Annotated in this window: 11 protein-coding genes; 8 read left to right on the forward strand and 3 right to left on the reverse strand. The window is 32.9% G+C overall.

Features of this window, described 5'->3' with window-relative positions; all coding sequences use genetic code 11:
* Nucleotides 1-867: 867 nt before the first annotated feature.
* The 4 genes from DEU39_RS19315 (at nt 868) to DEU39_RS19330 (ending at nt 7,153) form a co-directional block, all read left to right on the forward strand.
* On the forward strand, nt 868-1,302 hold the full coding sequence (locus DEU39_RS19315; RefSeq protein ID WP_120233033.1) for a transposase: 435 nt from the start codon (nt 868-870) through the stop codon (nt 1,300-1,302).
* Nucleotides 1,286-1,606, forward strand: a complete 321-nt coding sequence (locus DEU39_RS19320) for a helix-turn-helix domain-containing protein (protein ID WP_120233034.1) — start codon at nt 1,286-1,288, stop codon at nt 1,604-1,606. The genes DEU39_RS19315 and DEU39_RS19320 overlap by 17 nt, the downstream gene beginning before the upstream one ends.
* Nucleotides 1,607-2,152: 546 nt before the next feature.
* Nucleotides 2,153-5,161, forward strand: coding sequence for an FISUMP domain-containing protein (locus DEU39_RS19325; protein ID WP_120233035.1), 3,009 nt, complete (start codon nt 2,153-2,155; stop codon nt 5,159-5,161).
* Nucleotides 5,162-5,638: 477 nt separating this feature from the next.
* On the forward strand, nt 5,639-7,153 hold the full coding sequence (locus tag DEU39_RS19330; RefSeq protein WP_228436849.1) for a TlpA family protein disulfide reductase: 1,515 nt from the start codon (nt 5,639-5,641) through the stop codon (nt 7,151-7,153).
* 625 nt (nt 7,154-7,778) lie between these two features.
* Here the strand turns inward: DEU39_RS19330 and DEU39_RS19335 are convergent.
* Nucleotides 7,779-8,339: an integrase core domain-containing protein gene (locus tag DEU39_RS19335; RefSeq protein WP_120233037.1), complete on the reverse strand. Its 561-nt coding sequence runs from the start codon at nt 8,337-8,339 to the stop codon at nt 7,779-7,781.
* A 244-nt stretch (nt 8,340-8,583) separates the two neighbouring features.
* The gene (locus DEU39_RS19340) at nt 8,584-8,850 is read right to left on the reverse strand and encodes a transposase (RefSeq protein WP_120233038.1); all 267 of its coding nucleotides are present in this window, start codon (nt 8,848-8,850) and stop codon (nt 8,584-8,586) included.
* 727 nt (nt 8,851-9,577) lie between these two features.
* On the opposite strand from DEU39_RS19340, the gene DEU39_RS19345 reads away from it, so the two are divergent.
* The 4 genes from DEU39_RS19345 to DEU39_RS19360 all read left to right on the forward strand — a co-directional run bounded on the left by DEU39_RS19345 (nt 9,578) and on the right by DEU39_RS19360 (nt 15,513).
* Entirely contained in the window at nt 9,578-10,441 is an 864-nt protein-coding gene (locus DEU39_RS19345) for a hypothetical protein (RefSeq protein ID WP_120233039.1), read from the forward strand.
* A 374-nt stretch (nt 10,442-10,815) separates the two neighbouring features.
* On the forward strand, nt 10,816-12,258 hold the full coding sequence (locus DEU39_RS19350) for a tetratricopeptide repeat protein (RefSeq protein WP_120233040.1): 1,443 nt from the start codon (nt 10,816-10,818) through the stop codon (nt 12,256-12,258).
* Nucleotides 12,259-13,168: 910 nt separating this feature from the next.
* A complete protein-coding gene (locus DEU39_RS19355; protein ID WP_147367627.1) occupies nt 13,169-14,332 on the forward strand; it encodes a hypothetical protein in 1,164 nt (387 codons plus the stop codon).
* 794 nt (nt 14,333-15,126) lie between these two features.
* Nucleotides 15,127-15,513, forward strand: coding sequence for a hypothetical protein (locus DEU39_RS19360; RefSeq protein WP_120233042.1), 387 nt, complete (start codon nt 15,127-15,129; stop codon nt 15,511-15,513).
* A 315-nt stretch (nt 15,514-15,828) separates the two neighbouring features.
* On the opposite strand, the gene DEU39_RS19365 is transcribed toward DEU39_RS19360, so the two are convergent.
* Entirely contained in the window at nt 15,829-18,882 is a 3,054-nt protein-coding gene (locus tag DEU39_RS19365) for a DNA polymerase III subunit alpha (RefSeq protein ID WP_120233043.1), read from the reverse strand.
* Nucleotide 18,883 lies beyond the last annotated feature (1 nt).

The raw sequence follows: 18,883 nt of genomic DNA on the forward strand, positions 1-18,883 counted from the left end.
AGAAACAATAAGAGGTTGTTTAAAAATGTAAATGAAAAAGAATAAGGGGTAAATATAGGTTTGATAGACCCAGTTTAGAGTTTCAAAAAACATGAATATTCTATAGGTATACTCCAAATTATAAGATAATTTTTTTAAACATATATTGATAAAAAAAACACTCATTACATTTGTGCTGATACATATATAGGAGTTTATTATTATGATTCACCTCTTGGAATTTGGGTTAAGTTGTAAACTATATTTTGATGCTCCCATAAATAAATGCCCTTGAAAAGGGTCTAGCTTTTTTTGGGGGGGTAGTGTAGGATTAATTTGAGGACTTATTTTTTTATTTATGAAAGGAATACAGCTTAATTTGTTACACTAAAATTGAAGGAACTATTTTAAAGCTCAGGACTCCGAATCACATGATTCGATTTATAAAATGAAATTGAGGTTACTTAAATCATTTTTAACCTAACCTTATTTATTCAAAGAAAATATAAGCAAAATAGGAAAAACTTCAAAAGTGGATGAGTTTCATAAATCAAAAAAAAACTTTCATTGAATCTCGGTGTTCTGCCTCGAGATATCTTTTAAATTATCTGATACAAAAACTTTCAATATCCATTTTAACTTTTTTATTAATGTCTTCTATATTCAAAAAGTTGAATATAGGAGATTTTATCCGTGTTGTTTATTGGAATGGGTATTGGTTTAACTTTTAACTTAAGTCGCTGTTTTATAATTACTTATTTTTTTTTGGGGGTAATTTGAGGGGTGATAATTTTGAAAAAAAAATAAATTGTTAATTACTTTGCACCTTAATTGAGAGAGGCTAAAATATTGGCTGTAGTTATAATATTATCTGAATTTTGATTTTGAATGGAAAATTTTAAGCATATACATATTGGCCAACTTTTAAAACAAAAAGTTGATGAAAGTGATATAGATATATATAGAATCTGTAATTTCTTTCACTGTGAATCAACAAAGATTCAGCAAATGTATGATTCAGAGGGTATTGATGTTTTAGATCTTTTGAGATGGTCAAAGTTATTAGAGTATGATTTTTTCAGACTATACTCGCAGCATATTATTTTATATGCTCCTCCTAAAGGTAATTTGCTATCGATTAAATCGTCAAAATCTAAAATGCCAACTTTCAGAAAAAACATATATACAATAGAACTAATAGATTTTATTATAGAGCTTGTTAATACTGGTAAAAAAACAAAACAAGAAATAATTGATCAATATAATATTCCTAAAACAACATTGTATAAATGGCTAGAAAAATATAATGAAAAAAAGTACTAAACCCAACTATAAACTTATTTATTCTGACTTATTAGATGCTAAGTTCTCGTGGAAAAAAGAGGAATGCAAACTATTATTGGGTAAGAAAGAACTTACAATATTAGATGTTATTAAAATAAATGAAATAATTTTTGGAAAGACAAGTGAAAATCTTAATCAAAAGCATCGGAGTTATGATATTAATACTGTTTTTAAAATATTAGAATATCAAAAAAAGAATAGTTTGACAAATTCTGCAATAGCTAAAATGTACAGCATTAGCAGAAATACAATCACTAAATGGAAAAAAATGAAAACCTTCTAGAAGTAAAAATAAAATTAGGAAAAATTTATATGTAATTCATTTTTAGCGAATAATTCTATCAATCCGTGCTCTGTGATTGTTAGAGTAATGAGCTATTGTACCGCATTATGCAAAGATTTCTTGTTCACAAAAATTAGATGTTATTAGAATTAATAAAATAATTTTTGGGAATTCAAGTAAAACTAATTCAAAATACAATCAAAAATTTAAGAACTATAACCAAGATACTATTTTTAAGATATTAAAGTATCAGAAAGAAAATCGGCTTACAAATATACAGGGAGTAGTAGAATTTAAAATGAGTAGAAATACTTTAGGGAAGTGAAAAAAAAGTATTTTATAAAATAACCTTTATCAAGGATTTCCGAACATTACCATTGTTCTTTTATCATTTTAACTTTCTATCAAAAGTTAAAAACTTTAATTATCACTAATAAAATATAAAACAGAATGGAAAAAAAAAATGAAATGTAAAGGTGTTAATTTTTAGGAATTTATTACACACAAATAATTATTAGCAAAAGATATATTCAATTAACGTAAATTATGAAAAAACTATTATTACTTGCTATTTTTACATCATTTGTAAATATAGCGAAGGCACAAAGTAATGGAGGCGTTGGGATAAACACCACATCTCCTGATCCTTCAGCCGTTCTGGATATTGTTTCTAATCCGCAAGGAACAGCAACTCATAAAGGAGTTCTGATTCCCAGAATGACCACGGCAGATAGGAATAGTATTGTAAGTCCGGCTAGTGGACTTATGATATTTAATACCTCAGTTCCCTGTTTTCAGATAAATAATGGAACGCCCGCTACTCCAAAATGGGAATGTGTTGGAGGAGATCCTTCCTCCAATGGATCGGCTATAGTAAGCAGTTATAACTGTTCGGGGGGAACATCAGGAACATTAAGTACAGGTATTCCTGCTAATGGAGTTACTCATTCGGTGATAGCTACTGTAGAGAAACCAGGAAACTATTTTATTACAGCTACGGCTAATGGTGTTACATTTTTTGCTAGTGGTGTATTCACTACCACAGGATTGCAGGAAATTACTCTTACCGCGGTAGGAACTCCTTCTGTTACAGGTACTTTTACGTATGATTTAAATACCTCACCAAGCTGTAGCTTCACAATGAATGTGAAAGACGGTACAAGCAATGGAACTGCACATGTCAACAGTTGGAATTGCGGTACAGCTTCTGCTGGAGAAATGGTAGTAGGGCAAACTGTAAGTGGAGTAACGCAAACTATTACCGCAGATGTTGCAACAATAGGATCGTATGATATTAGTGTAAGCAATAATGGAGTTGTTTTTGCAGCTTCAGGGACATTTACCGGTACTGGCTCTCAAAATATTGTTTTAACCGCTGTAGGTACACCCGTAGCTGCTGGTCTTTATTCTTATAATCTCAATGTATCTAATGGATGCAGCTTTTCCAGAACGGCTATCTCGAAACCTGTGGTAGTAGATTTACAATGTTTAAACGCTGTTGTTACCGGTACCTTACTTTCTGGGACATCATCTAACGGAGTTTTTGTTAAAGTTCCATATACAGCAGGAAACGGAGCTGCATACAATACGATGATTATCAACAGTACTGGAGTAACAGGACTTGTAGCTGTTCTTAATGCTGGTTCTATAAATAATGGTGATGGAGAATTGTTTTTTACAATTTCCGGAACTCCTCAAGGTATTGGAGAAGCCGTTTTTCCTTTGTCATTTGGTGATAAAACTTGTGATTTTAAAATAAATGTATCCATACAAGGAGCGATATCAAGTCTTGCATGCGGAAATACATCAGGAAGCCTTACAGCAGGGCAGGCTGCTTCAGGTGTTACCTATAGCTTTGGATATGATGGAGGAAACGCAGGACCTTATTCTGCTGTTTCTGTATCATCATCCGGAGTAGCAGGTCTTGTAGCCAGTTTGCCAGCGGGAGATCTTGCCAATGGCAGTGCTAATTTAACGTTAACCATATCAGGGACTCCTGCACAAAGCGGTATGGCGAATTTTAATTTTACTTTCGTTGATAAGGTTTGTAGCTTTTCTATTCCTGTGAATGCGCCATCTGCAGATGTATCATCATTAGATTGTGCGGCAGCAGCAATCAGTCCTGGTATGGCATACTTTAATCAGGCATTTAACGGTACTGTAACTGTTCCATATACTAATGGAAATGGGGGTGCTTATAGTACTGGAGTGGGAGTAAATTCTACCGGAGTTACGGGACTTTCATTAAAATTAAGAGCAGGAACTCTTGCTAATGGAGGTAATGGGAATCTTATATTCGATGTAACAGGTACTCCTTCAGGATCTGGATCTACCGCGAATTTTAATGTGATATTTGGTTCTAAAAACTGTACGATATCTATCCCGGTTAGTGTTTCTCCCGGATCATATCCTACAGGTACAGGAACTTTAAGTGGTAAGGTTTGTTTTGATGTTGTTGATGTAAATGACTCTGCGGAAGGATGTGGAACCAAGGCATCCCGAGGGGCAGATAAAACCAATTTCGCAACCGGAAATACTTTCTCCTATACATTTACACCAAGTGGATCTGTAAATAATGTAAGATTTGCATTTGTCAATAAAAATGGAAATGTTATTGAGAGCATCAGTGGCGGAAATTCTGGTAATAATATTACAACACCTGTTCTTGCTACAGTAAATTATTATCCAAACTTGAATACTACAGCTTCCGGTCTGAAGTCAGAAGATGCTTTAATTGCGGAAATTTACGTAATTTATAATAATGGTGCTACCGGAGGTACCACAGTACAACAGAAGGTGGTTGTTTCAGTAAAAGACTGCGCTTGCTGTATAGCCAATATGGGTAATGGGGTATACAGAGATTTTCTTTGTCATAATTTAGGGGCGGATATTACAAAAGATCCGAATGTTCCTTCTATAGATATAATGGGATCTTATCTGATGTGGGGAGAACGTGGTCCAAATCTTACAGGGAATTCTGTTATAGATTGGCAAACTGCTGATAATAATGCATTGTTGGGTTATGCAGCGCCACTAAAAGTTAAGCCCGGTAATGCTTCCACTCAAATACCAAATTGGGGGACTCTGGCTTACGTAAATCCTATTTCTTTCTACGGAAGTTATAGGCCTGCAGATTCATGGTTAAATGCTAATGGTAAAACAGGAAACGATCCTTGTCCTATTGGTTATCGTATACCAAGTAATTCTGAATGGCAGAAAGTGGTGGCCAATAATACAATGACTAAAACAGGTACCTGGCAGACTGTAGCACAACCTACAAATCCATATAGTCAGGCTATACATTTCGGACCTAATGCAAGTACTAAATGGCTGACTTTTCCTGCGGCAGGTGTTGTTGATAATGGAACTTCCGGAGTAGCGGGTAAGGGTAAGGTAGTTAATGTCGGTAACAGTGTTCAAGTCTGGTCGAGTACTCAAGGTACAGAGTATAATTTTGCCAATTCTTTGAGTCTTTTTGGGACTAGTACTTCCGTTTCTGCAGGTGGAAATAATAATAAAAATATTGCACGTCAGATTAGATGTATTAGAGAATAAAATGGCTAACTATGTCTAAAATACAACAGCTATTAAAATTGAATGTTTGTTGAAAAAACACGGCAGCCTAAGCTGTCGTGTTTTATTCAGTATTAGTTTTTTATAGAATATTTTTATTCTGATGATCTATTACGGTTTCACCTTTACTTATCTTAATTATGTAAATGTATATAGGCAGACTTATAAAATCTATACTCGCATATATAGCAGACATATTGATGTGTAACGAAAATATTTTATATACATCTTACATATTTGTAAGAGTTATTTGGTAATTTAAAAAGATATTGAATATCAATTAATTATGAATGCTTTTTAATTGTTCTTAAAATGATATAATAAAATACAACAAGTTGGTTTTCAATTATCTTTAATTAAAACGTAAACTATAACCATGCATCAGGTCATTAAACGGACCATCAGATATTTTTATTAAAACTTTATGATTATCCGTGATTCATCATAATTATAAAATCTTTGTTCTCTTTGCTAAGTGTAACGCCCCTTGTCAAACTTAAAAACGAGGAGCAGGCACGCAAATCTTTGCACACCTTAGCCTTAAATAGATTTATGACGAATAACAGATATTCAATAAAACCTTTAACAACAAGTAATTATATAGATATGACAAAAAAAATACTAGCCTTTATCCTACTGTTTTCTATTTTTAGTCCAAAAGCGCAAACTATAAATATGGATTTTCCCAAGTTCGCAGGAAAAACATATGATTTCGTTATTTTTCAGGGTGATAAAGAAATAAAAATCATCCAGGATACTATCCCTCATAATGGGAAATTTGAACTAAGGATACCTTCAGAATACGCACCATACACTGGAATGTCTAGGTGGCTTATTACCAATAGTGAAGAGGGGGGCGGACTGGATCTTGCAATTCCCGGATTGGGATACGCCGTAAGCTGTGCTGCAGAACAGCCTACTAAAGATAATCTTTTATTCAAAGGCTATAACCCTGTTAATCAGATTTTAGAGATAAGTGATAAGCAGCAAAAGATCGTTAATAAATTCAAGATAATGAGTATGGCGATGAAGCTTTACGGCGATAATGATAAATTATATCCTGTATTTGAGAAGGAACTTAAAGCTCAGCAATTAGTCTTTCAGGAGTTTAAAAAAGAGCTGGAGAAAAGTAAAGATTATTTTTCTTATTTTATTCCTATCTTTAATATTACTAATGGAGTTCCGGTTTCTCTAACTGATGATCCTGAAAGAATAAATAAAGAAGAGTCTGAATATATTACCAATGGGGTAGACATAGACTATTTATATACTTCTGGATTTTGGCGTTCAATTTTGGAGACATGGGTCAGTCTTAATATGATTGATGAAAAAAGCGAGTTAAGTTTCGTAGAAAATTTCAAAAAATTATCAAACAGGATAACAAATCCGGAAAAGTATGCAGACTTTTTGTCTGTAGTTACCACTTCTCTTTCTAAATTCGGTAAGGACAAGGAGATAGAACTCATAAGGCCAATTGTATTAAGAGATAATAAAATAAAAGATTATTCGGGGAAACTGTCTGTCTACAAAAATGCATTCGTGGGTAGTCTGGCTCCAGATTTGGTTATTACGGAGCATGTGGGAAAGGTTGAAGATCACAATCACCAAACAAGAGTGTTACAAAGTAAAGATTTTGCCAAGGGAAAATATAAAAAGACGGCTATTATTTTTTACCAATCCGGGTGTGGTCCTTGCGAAAATTTAATGGGGCAATTACCAGGCAACTATAAACTTCTTAAGGATAAAGGGGTGAGAGTGATCTCCATTTCTGCAGACAGCAATCCCGATGTATTTAAGAATTCTTCCAGCTCATACCCTTGGACGGATAAATATTGTGATTATGAAGGAATTAAGGGTGTTAATTTTACCAATTATGCAGTTTCAGGCACTCCCACTATTTATTTGATTAACAAAAAGGGAAACATAGAAAGCAGAATGTTTGCCTTAGAGGAGTTATTAGATAAAATAAAGTAATGAAAGTTTTATTTTTAAAGCTGTTTAAACTTTATTTCTTGAACTAAGAAAACCATAAAAGTTTAAAGTAAAGCTTGTTAGCTCTTAATACTTTAAAAGACTTTTGTAAACCACCTGTGCGAAATCTTTGATTTATCCCCCTTCCTGTGAAAGGTAATTCTTAATCCTTCAGCTGTTAGGAATATTTTAGATTTCAAAACTTAAGTGGACTTATTTATTTTGAATTAATGTACTGAAAAATAGTTGACGATTTTTGATAAAAATTTTTATAAATTATTGGTATTAATCTAAGGAAGATAAAAAGCAATGATGAAGGCCAACTTTTCAGTAATAAAGATTAATGTTCAAAAGGATAGTTTTAAGGTGAGATTTTCTCACCTTTTTTATTAATTATCGGATGAACTTTACAGCTAAAAGAACCCTATTTTTCGTTAGAAAAATAAATTTATCATTTAATGAAATTGATCCTGTTTTCCAAAGTAAACCCTATGTAGGGTCTAAATGATTTTTTAAATGACTGAAATAACCTTCAATGCCATTTGTAGTACTGGGAATGTTTGGATTTTCCAAATAATGAAACTGAAGACTTCCCTGTTTTCAACAGTTAATAAATATAAAATACCTTCTAATTGACTAAAGATTCTTTAGCATATAGCCAAGGACTAAGTCCATTTAAAGATGTGTGCGGATGATTACTTTTGTAATTGATTTGCCACTCATAAGCAATTGCATTTACCTCCATTATAGATCCGAATAGATATGCATCCAAAACATCTTCTCTGAATGTACGGTTTAAGCGTTCAATATATGCATTTTGGGAAGGTTTTCCAGGTTGGATATATTGAAGTTCAATATCATTAACTTTACAGAAATCTACAAAAACTTTGGAAAGAAATTCTGGACCGTTATCAGTCCTTATATTCTTTGGCTTAGGTCTGTATACAATTAATTCCTTTAGCTTTTGCACTAACCTGACTCCAGGAATTGAATAAAAAGCTTCGTTGATCAATGATTCCCTATTATAATCATCAATGACATTCAGTACTCTAAACCTCCGCCCATTAGACAAAGCATCACTCATAAAATCAATTGACCATGTCTCATTGACTCTATCTGGAACCATCAGTTTCTCTTTAATTCGTTTTGGAATACGACGTTTACGCTTAACCCTTAGTTTCAAGTTCATATTCCGATAAACACGAAGTACTCTTTTTCTGTTCCAAAGCAAACCTTCCAAACGTATCTTACCATAATAGGTTTCAAATCCCCTTGTTGATTATCTTTCTGCCAAATCCAGTAATTTTGAAATAACTGCCTGATCGTCTTTTTTATGCCCATAATAATACATGCTACGGCTCATACACACGATCTTACAGGCTCTATGAACACTGATTCCTGTTTCACTAATAGCTCTTTTCGTTCACAGAGTTTTAAAGCTTTTTTTCTATGATATCTTTTAAGATACGATGATCCAGGCTCAGATCAGCAAACATCCGCTTTAGACGGGCATTTTCTTCCTGTAACGCTTTAAGCTCCTTAAGGTGTTGCGCATCCATTCCTCCATACTTCTGCTTCCATTGGTAGAAAGTAGGGGCAGAAATACCCTGTTCCCGACAGATGTCTTTTGTCCCTTTCCCAGATTCATATTCTTTCAGAATATTGATAATCTGATGTTCTGAAAATTTGCTCTTTTTCATAATGTTTAACAAACTAATTTTAATTGGTCTGAAAAACAGGGAAGTTTACCAAACATATTATGTATTACTCTTTTTAGGGTAAAATAATACTGCCTCAAAAGCTTGTGAGTATACCATTATCGCTCACTTTCAGAGTTTAAAAGTTTTTTCATTAATATAATTAAGATGTTTGGAATACCATTCATTCAGTTGGTTTTCCACCAGATTTTATTGTTCTACGTTTTGATTTTCAGCAGCAGATAGATGTTTTTTCGAAGTTCTTGTCCTGCAGTCCTTCTTTTTATTTGGTAGGATAAAGATTACAAACTGCTGGGGATGTATTATTTTACCGTCGATGTAGAAGAAGCCATCACAAAAGGAAAATAGATAAGGGCTACTATTGTCAAAGTTATCTTAACTTTTTAATATCTGATTGTCCGTTTAATGATCTACTAGATAATTATATTTTAATTTCAAAGATAAATAAAAATAAGCTTTGTGGATTTGACAATTGTTATTTTAAAATTGATTTTAAATGATTGATAATCAGTTTTTTAAAATTTATTAGGTGTTTTTTGAGGGGTTCTTTTTTTTTTCTTTATGAGCTCATTTATATAAATTTGAATTTTATATTTTATTTTAACTTTAATTATATAAAAGATATAATGAAGTATATGTCATATATTCTACTTCAATCGATTCATAAGATTTCCCAAACAAATTAATTTAACAAATCTAATTTACAATTATGAAAACAACAATTTATCTAATATTTATCTTTATTTCTATAAAGTGTATTTCTCAGGTAGGGATAAATACTTCAAACCCGCAGGGTATTTTCCATATTGATGCTGGAAAAGACAATTCTGCTACAGGTGTACCAACTTCTATGCAGTCATTAAATGACATTCTAGTAGACAGCTCAGGTAATCTGGGAGTTGGCACTGTTTCACCAGTTAGAAAATTGCATGTAAATGCAAATAATCAATCAATAAAATTTGAAGCGCTTCCATTTTTACCTGTTAATACGGGATCAAATAGCTTGGTTGTTGATAACAATGGGGATGTATATAAAAATAATACAATTTCGGTAGAAGGTCAGATTCTTAGAATTGGTTTAAACAGTTCAACGTATGTAGCTGGTGTAGAGGGCGCTTTGAGATTTAATTCTAATGACAGTGCTGCGGAAATGGGTAACGCTCCAAATGGAGCTCCTAATTTTATTAATACTATTGTAGGAGCTACAATAACAGATAATGTTTCAGCACCCGCAGGTCTTGGTTCTCCTGCGAGAACAACAGATAGAATTACTTTATCACCAGGTATATATAAGATCCAGGTTAGGCTGGTAGCAACTGTGGCTAGTGGATCACCTGCAACATTTATAAAGTGTATTGTTAACAATAATGAATATTCACTGGTAAACTCATCTTCAGGCTCTTCTTCACCTTCTGTTCATTATTATGATGATTATATTAATATTACAGGAGGTGCACAGACAATTGATTTTTCAATCTTACCTCTTGCTTCTAACCTGACAATTTCTTCCAGTGGATCACCAGGATCGGGAAACTCATATCGAAGTTTAGTTTTGATTCAAAGATTAAGATAACTTAATAATAATGCTTTGGGATACTTTAGTGTTATTGTCGAGTATTTTATTTAAATTGCTTAGTGATTTTATAACTTTGAACTTGTTTGTTTTTTAGAGGTTTTAATCTGATAAAATATGCGAAATATTAATCAAGAATATTAAAGGTATTCTGTTCAGTTTTTTAATGAAGATTTTATTAGAGACTTATTATATATTAAATATTTTTGAAGTTTAATGATTTTTAGATTTTGTGGTTTGGTCTTTATTAGCATTGAACCAAAAAATAAGATATTAAAGTTATTTTTAAAATATTTTACTAATCTGTTATATAATTTACTATGTATACTAAACAGTATATAGATATGTTTTTCACAAACTCAATTTGTATTTTGATGAAAAATATTTTTTATATGTTTTGGGTGTTGATGCCTTGTCTTATTTTTGGTCAATATTCTATTTCTCAAATCGATTCTCTTTACAATACCACGCACGAATTGAGAAAGAAAGGAAAATACCAGGAGGCAGTAGACCTTAATCTATCTCTAATAGAAAATGCAAGATTGAAAGGGTATACAAAAGGGGCAGCTTATTCAAGTTTTGAAGTTGGAAATCTATATCATAATATGGGTAATTATAAGGAAAGTTTGAATTATCTCGATCAGGCTTTACTCTATAATAAGGATATTAAGATTCCGGAGCTTTATTCAAAGGTGTATGCTGAATTGGGAAAAAATTATTCTATGCTGAATTTACTGCAGAATGCTGTAGATAATTATAAAACTGCGGAATACTGGGCATTGAAAATCACTGATAAAAGCAAGAAAGAAAAAGCATTATTCTATATTTATAGTTGTGAAGCTGTAAGTTATGAAGCTTTAGAAGATTTGAATGCATCAGTATTAGCAGCAGAAAAGGCGTTCAATATAAAGCAGGATATTATTTCTGCAACAAGAATAGCCAAAAACTATATGGTTTACAAAAAAGATCTTGTAAATGCTAAGAAATTTCTGGATATTTCAAACAATTTATTAAAGTCAGACTCTTCTGTAACACCCTATCAAAAGGTCATAGCCTTGAGTGCAATAGGTTTGTATTACAATAAAAATAAGGAATATGAAAAGTCTGCAGCAATTTATTTGGAAGCAATAGATATTGCCAAAAAACTAAAAAGGCCTAATGAAGAAAAAGAACTTTATAGACTCTTATATCAAACTTATAAAGAGGGAGAAAAAGAAAGGGATCGTTTAGAGGCGTTGGAAAAATACGCTGTCATAAATGATAGTATAGAAAGTGTAAATAAGACACTTATAGAGATTCCGATGCGTAAAATAGTTAAGGAAAAGCAAGAGAAATATAATCAAAATTATAGGAATCTTTTATTTATAGGGCTATTAGTGGTTTTAATAATTGCTTCGTCAGCTTTCATGTTTATAAGACAGACTAAAAACCACAAAAAGAAACTTATTATAGAAAAGGAAAAGGTTATTTTGGAGAAAGAGGTAGAAACTCAGGAGCTCAAACAGAAAGTCAATGAATCCTTTAATGATTTATTACAGCTTGCTAAAGAAAACAGTCCTCAGTTTTGGGTTAGATTTCAGGAAGTTTATCCGCAATTTCTTAATAAAATGTTAGCCGTAAATTCTAAATTTACTAATGCTGAATTAGTTCTCAGTGCTTATATTTATATTGGAATTTCCACTAAAGATATCGCATCATATACATTTAGAAGTTTGAAAACGATTGAAAATACAAGGTATTCTTTAAGAAAAAAATTACATTTACCACCTGATGAAAATCTTAGTTTTTGGTTAAGAAGTTATGTTACTAAAGACTGATTGGCAGGTACGTTTATTTTATTAGCAATATATAGTTGTTGAAAAAAATCAGCCTAGATTGGAGTGTTAAAAAAACAGTTACTCTCCCACGAAGTGTAAGTTAAAAATTTAGAGGCTTTCCGAAAAGTTTGGACAGCCTCATTTTTTGCTGATTTTAGTCGTACCCCTATACAGGAAGAGTATATAAATATCCAGATCTCAGAAGGTGCTACCGACTTTTAGGACACTCCCCTTGTTCAAAAATAAGCATAAATTAGTTGAGAAAAACAGGGAAGTTTACCGCTTATTTTGTAGATTTTTTTGGTACTATATACAAATTGTGATATATCAACATACGATGTACTTTTATTACTAAAAACAATACTGAATTTGAAACTTAAAATTAACATTTATAAAAAGAAGTTATTTTGACTTTTGCAAAAATTATATTTTTTTATTTTAAAGTGAAGTCATTTCGAATTTCTTTTTTAAAATTTCTAAAAGCAAACACTATAAAAGATAAATCACTAAAAATTAACCCGTTTTTATTATAGTATCAGACTTATTTAGTATTGATGTGAATCTATCAAGCTATTCATTCGTTATATGGTGTATTGTCGTTTGTTTTATTGGTCATCTAAAATGTTCATTATCTATCAACAGAAAAATATTTTATAGATGCAAAAATAGATATGTCTTTAGCTTTATATGCTCATAAATAATTATACTTTTCCGGTGTATTGAGTTGACCTCTATTTAATAATGAACATATTTATTATTAATTTAATTGCCGATGTTTTAGGTGTTTTTTTAAAAAAAACACTAATGAGGTTTTTTTGAGGGGGGTGTTATTTGCATTTCTGGATATACTCTATTAAATATGTTTATAGTTAATTCATTTTATTATTAATCCATTAAAAATATATTAGCCATGAAATATTTAAAGATTTTCAGTTTTCTTTGTTTTAGCTCCTCATTGTGTTTGTCTCAAGTTGGAATAAATACCCAAACACCAGATCCTGATTCGGACCTTACATTAGGATCTGCGAATAAAGGGATTTTACTAAACAGAGTTTCTTTAACTTCTACGAATATGGGAGTTTTTAAAGAAGGTATGTTAGTTTATAATATGACAACAATTAATGATGTTAGCAAAGGTCCTTACATTAGTAATGGAGTTTTGTGGAATAAAATTGTTGATTGGCCAACTTTAACAACATCCCTGAATACTGTATGGAAAACAACAGGAAATAATATTGCTTCTACAGATTTCATTGGAACTGTAAATTTACAGCCATTAATTTTTAAGACTAATAATATTGAAAAATTAAGGTTAGAGACGGATGGTAAAATAGGAGTTGGAACAACATCTCCACAGGGTGTTGTGGATATCTTCTCTACAAACTCCACACTTGTTTTGCCTAGGAATATAAACCCTATTGCTAACATAATGGGAGCTATACCAGGTATGATTGTATATGATTCTACTAATAAAACATTAAGATATTATGACGGCACGAAATGGAGTACTGTCATTTCTTCTCAGGAGTTCACAACAGCTAATGAAGGAGTGGTAAAACTCAATAGTAGTGGATCAGCAAAGCCAACATTTCTATTTAGAAACACTGGTGGTGGTGGGAATGTAGCGATTAATTCCTATCAAGATATTATTTACTCTAACTCCATAAACATTACTACAGATTTTTCTTCTGCGCCTACCACTAGCTGGCCAGAGAATATTATAAATCCTACATCAGGAGATTTTTACAATCCTATAACCAATAGGTTTTTAGAAAACCCTATTTCTGGGCAAGTACATATTTGGCGAATAATTGTAGGCTACTCAAATAAAAATAATGGTGCTGTGGCTTCAGTTACTTCCAACCTTTCTAATCCAGTATCTCCGTCAACCTTTTCGATAGATCAAACAGCAATTGCTCCCAATGGAGTTTCCTCTGGAAATTTAGTATTTTATCTAATTACTATCGCAGATAACTTATCTATTGGCAGCGGATATAGTTTAAAAATAAAATCAGATACTCCTATGGATGTAACAATTGATAGTATAACACGGATTTCCCAAGCTAAAGATTAGCTTTAATTATTGATATTAATTTTTTTTCTGCAGAATCTGAAATGATTACGGCAACGAGATTAAAAACTTTTTTTGAGAAAGAGTATATCCAACAATTTCTATAATTGTTGGAATATCTCCTTTAAATAATCGACCCTTAATTGTTTTATAATCTTTTAATTTTCAACAAATGGTGTAAATTCTAGTGATATTGACCACCAAGAATGAAATCAAAAAAGGTGTCTAAAAGATGGTTTAAAAATATAAAATAAATCTTTACTCTTTAAAGTATCAATAGATCCGCTACAAAAATGGCTTAAATTTATGGTGTAAAGTTTAAAACCTTTATCCATGAATAAACGGTAACAACAAGTCAAGGCTCTCAAAGATTGGCTTAAAATCTATATAGATTCAGTGTCTGTAACAAAAACGGCTTTACGCTGTGGAATTGCAAGATCAACACTTCACCAATTATGGTTATTAGGATCTACTCTAATAAAAAAGGCAGAAAGTACAATACATTTTTAGGTGAAATTTTGGATACATTCTATTTTTCTATACAGCATATTGAAACTGAATGGGGAAAGTAGTTTTTTCATTATTCCTTTCAATACGAATTGCATGAACATTTTATCAAATATAGACCCATCAAGCCCAGATCCACTGATTTAAATGGTAAAGTAGAAATAACCAACCCAACAGACTGACAAATCCGAATTCTGGTTGCTGTGGATTTATCTGATCCAGATCTTGATTTCAATACTTTAGCTATTTAATGGCAAGAATTTTACAATAAGAAAAGACCACACTCTTCTTTGAATGGAAAAACGCCTTGGGTAAAACTACAGTCGCTGGAACATCTTATCGCTATTCAGCCTGATATCACTGCAAAATTTGGGGACTCGAATGAAGTAATATTGCCCAGAAATTATACTTACTTAAGCTATATAAAACAAAAAAATATTAATCCAGTTTCAAAGCCCAAGAGGAAGTATGCTCTGCTGGAGAGCCACCTACCAGCAATAGGCTTTTTATTTAAGACTTTGTTATTACATGAAGATACAGAGTTTTTTTGTTTATCATATTATTTGGATCTTTATCCAGGAATTATTGATGAAGCTGTTGCCATGAGAGGAGCGCATGAGAATAACAGAATAACGAAGGTTGACCACCATGAGATTAATCCGGCGGTATCAAGATAACTATTAGGGAAGGAAGTAGATTGTTGGCTGCAAAATGAAGATAATGTTTCAGAAGATATAAAAATTCACGTTAAAAGAATGTTCCGTAGTTATGAAATTGCAAAGGCTACAGTTTAAAAAAATGGGGGTGATAATTAGATAATTTTTTACGGATTATAAAAGTATATAATCTGGTCTTTATAATGTCAATTTCAGACGTTATCTATTTCCACCACCAAAATTTCGAGCTGTTTTAAAGAATAGGAAAGAGTAAAGCATATTTCTTTTTTAAGGCGGTTACATAATCACATTTTTCTGTTAAGGCATATTGATATCTTATAGCTTCTTTTGTCTTGGCAATGCTATTTCATGTTCCTGGGGATAAGGCTTCCGCCATGTCATACTGATATCTTCCTGTAGGTTTCGTTGGATTTCCAATGATTTTTCTTTATCCATGGAATATCTTGGATCCGGAATAAAAGGCATTTTGGCCATTTTATGAATGGTAATAGTCGGAAAATGGAAATCGACCTCTACGATTCCCAATAGAAGATAACACCCACCACCCTGAAAAGGATATTCTTCAAGGCAGTTTGGAAAATGAGCGGTATCAAAATATTCTCCTTCAGCATCAATCCAGGTTCCGAAATACATTGTACCTTTCTTGGTGGGAACATGCTTTCTTGAAATCAGATAGGCCAGCATTTTAACCTGATGTTTATGAAACTTTAATAAATCTTTTACCAAAACAGAACCTCTATACCGAGTTTGTAGCAAATCAAAAGGGCTGAAAGAAACGGGAAATCCCAATATTTCTATCTCGTCAAAAGCATCTTCGAACTTGTTTCTTTCTATAGTAGGTAGTTTATAATCCTTTTGAGGTTCTTCCAATAAAGTTAAACGCCTGAAAGGAACCTTATTATTTCTCAGAAGAAATCTTGATTCAATGAGCAGTTCATGCTTCTGTTTCCCGGTAAAACGGAATGCCCCGATAAAGATTAGAATCTGCAATGTTTCGATACCAATGGGAATTCTCTTAACAAAATTTTCAAGAGAGGTATACTCTCCATTCTGGGTTCTTTCTTCAGGGATCAGTTGTGCTAACCTTGTTTCCAGTCTTTCAATATGCATCAATCCCAAATAAACGTCCGAACCATAGACCGTTGTCTGATATTCACTTAGATTAACACAAGGATTATGAATAGCAGCTCCTGACATTCTGGTTTCATGAATATAGACTTCAGTTCTGTAAAACCCTCCGCCGTTATTAATAGCAGAGACCATAAATTCGATAGGATAATAGACTTTTAGATATAAGCTCTGATAACTTTCCACAGCATAGGAAGCAGAATGAGCTTTACAGAATGAGTATCCTGCAAAAGATTCTATCTGGCGATATACTTCCATGGATAATTGTTCAGGGTGTCCCAGCTTTTTACAGGATTCAAAGAAGTTGTCTTTTACTTTCTGTAATGCAGATAAAGAACGGCCTTTACCACTCATGGCTCTTCTTAGTACGTCACCATCAGGGGCGGATAATCCTCCGAAATGCAGCGCAATTTTAATAACATCCTCCTGGTAAACCATAATACCATAGGTTTCTCCCAACTCTTTTTCAAATACTTCGTGGAAGTATTCAAATTTTGTGGGATTGTTATGCCTGAAAATATACTCCCTCATCATTCCGCTTTGGGCAACACCTGGACGTATAATAGAGGAGGCTGCAACCAGTACCTTGTAGTTGTTGCACTTCAGCCTGCGGAGTAATCCCCGCATGGCAGGTGATTCAATATAAAAACAGCCGATGGTTTTTCCGGAACTTAAGAATTCATTGCATCGGGCTTCGTCTTTTGAGAGGGAAGTGTCCCGGATATCAATATCAATTCCTCTTTTTTCCTTAATCAGCTTTACAGTGTCATCTATAGTTCCTAATCCTCTTTGTGAGAGGATATCAAATTTTTCAAGGCCAATCTCTTCAGCAGTGTACATGTCTAACTGTACAATCGGAAAACCTTTGGGTGGCATTTCGAGTGCGGAATAGTTGGTGATTGGCTCTTCTGAGATCAAAATTCCGCAGGAATGCATACTTCTCTGGTTAGGAAATTTCTCTAAAAGTTTTCCGTAGTAATGAACCTGTCTGGATACAGAATTATTATCATGCTCCTGGATGGGTTTTGTTGCAAGTGTATCCAATTCATCTTTCGGAAGACCAAAAACTTTTCCTACTTCCCTGAAAATAGAACGGTACTTAAATTCGACATTGGTTCCACAGAAGGCAACATGGTCTTTACCATATTTATCAAAAATATATTCAAGGATGATATCCCTGGTCTGCCAGCTCCAGTCAATGTCAAAATCGGGAGGTGTTTTCCTGTTGAGGTTTAAAAACCGTTCAAAGTACAGATCCAGCTCCAGAGGACATATGTCAGTAATTCCGATGCAGTAACTGACTATTGAATTGGCACCGCTGCCTCTTCCTACATGCATAAACCCCATTCGGTTACTGTATTGGATAATATCCCAGGTGATGAGAAAATAAGCACAGAAATTAAGCTGGTCAATAACCATTAACTCTTTATCCACTCTTGCTTTTGCCTGCAGGTTATCCTCGGAGTATCTTTTTGAAAGTCCCTGATATGCTAACTTCTTTAAAAGCTCAACATCATTTTCCCTGCTGTCCGTAAATTTTTTTTTGTTTTTAGGGATTGAAAAATCAAAATCAAAATGGCAGTTATTAATAATATACTTTGTGTTCTCAATAATTTGTGACTGATGGTAAAATTGAGTCAGAAGCTCTTTTTTATCCGTAAAAATTTCGTTGTCTTTACAGTAATCAGTTTCTGTAAGCTTACTGATCAATGTATTGTGATCGATAGCCCTTAGTATTTTATGAAGCTCATATTCTTCAGGGGTTGTAAAGGTAACAGGATGCAGGATGACCATTTTATGGATGAACGGTTTGATTTCCGGTTTAATCAAAAGGTTTAACTGGTTCTGTCTGATACCTATAAATTCATGATCTGATAATTGTTCCGGAATATTCTCCAGAGGGTAAATAACAAAAGTATCTTTAAAATCAGGATTGGCTTTAGAAATTTCAATGCCATCACAGTTATATGCGGTTAAAAGCCTGTTGACTTCTGCAATGCTTTTCTGATTTCGGGCCAGGCAGATATAATACAGTTCATTCTGAACCCGTATTTCCACTCCGACGATCGGTCTGATATTATACTCCTGGCAAAGTTTGTAGAAATCATAGATCCCAGTAATGGTATTGATGTCTGTAAGAGCCAGAGTTTTAATATTAAAATGTACAGCCTGATCAACCAGTTCTTTAATAGAAATGGTTCCATACCGAAGACTGTGATAAGAATGACAATTCAGAAACATC

This window comes from Chryseobacterium sp. AG363 (genome assembly GCF_003610675.1).
GTDB classification, from domain to species: domain Bacteria; phylum Bacteroidota; class Bacteroidia; order Flavobacteriales; family Weeksellaceae; genus Chryseobacterium; species Chryseobacterium cucumeris.

Coding starts and splice junctions, on each gene's coding strand:
- DEU39_RS19340 (WP_120233038.1), bottom strand. CDS start 8,850: ATGAAAAAGAGCAAATTTTCAGAACATCAGATTATCAATATTCTGAAA.
- DEU39_RS19345 (WP_120233039.1), top strand. CDS start 9,578: ATGAAAACAACAATTTATCTAATATTTATCTTTATTTCTATAAAGTGT.
- DEU39_RS19365 (WP_120233043.1), bottom strand. CDS start 18,882: ATGTTTCTGAATTGTCATTCTTATCACAGTCTTCGGTATGGAACCATT.
- DEU39_RS19315 (WP_120233033.1), top strand. CDS start 868: ATGGAAAATTTTAAGCATATACATATTGGCCAACTTTTAAAACAAAAA.
- DEU39_RS19355 (WP_147367627.1), top strand. CDS start 13,169: ATGAAATATTTAAAGATTTTCAGTTTTCTTTGTTTTAGCTCCTCATTG.
- DEU39_RS19325 (WP_120233035.1), top strand. CDS start 2,153: ATGAAAAAACTATTATTACTTGCTATTTTTACATCATTTGTAAATATA.
- DEU39_RS19335 (WP_120233037.1), bottom strand. CDS start 8,339: ATGAACTTGAAACTAAGGGTTAAGCGTAAACGTCGTATTCCAAAACGA.
- DEU39_RS19320 (WP_120233034.1), top strand. CDS start 1,286: ATGAAAAAAAGTACTAAACCCAACTATAAACTTATTTATTCTGACTTA.
- DEU39_RS19350 (WP_120233040.1), top strand. CDS start 10,816: ATGAAAAATATTTTTTATATGTTTTGGGTGTTGATGCCTTGTCTTATT.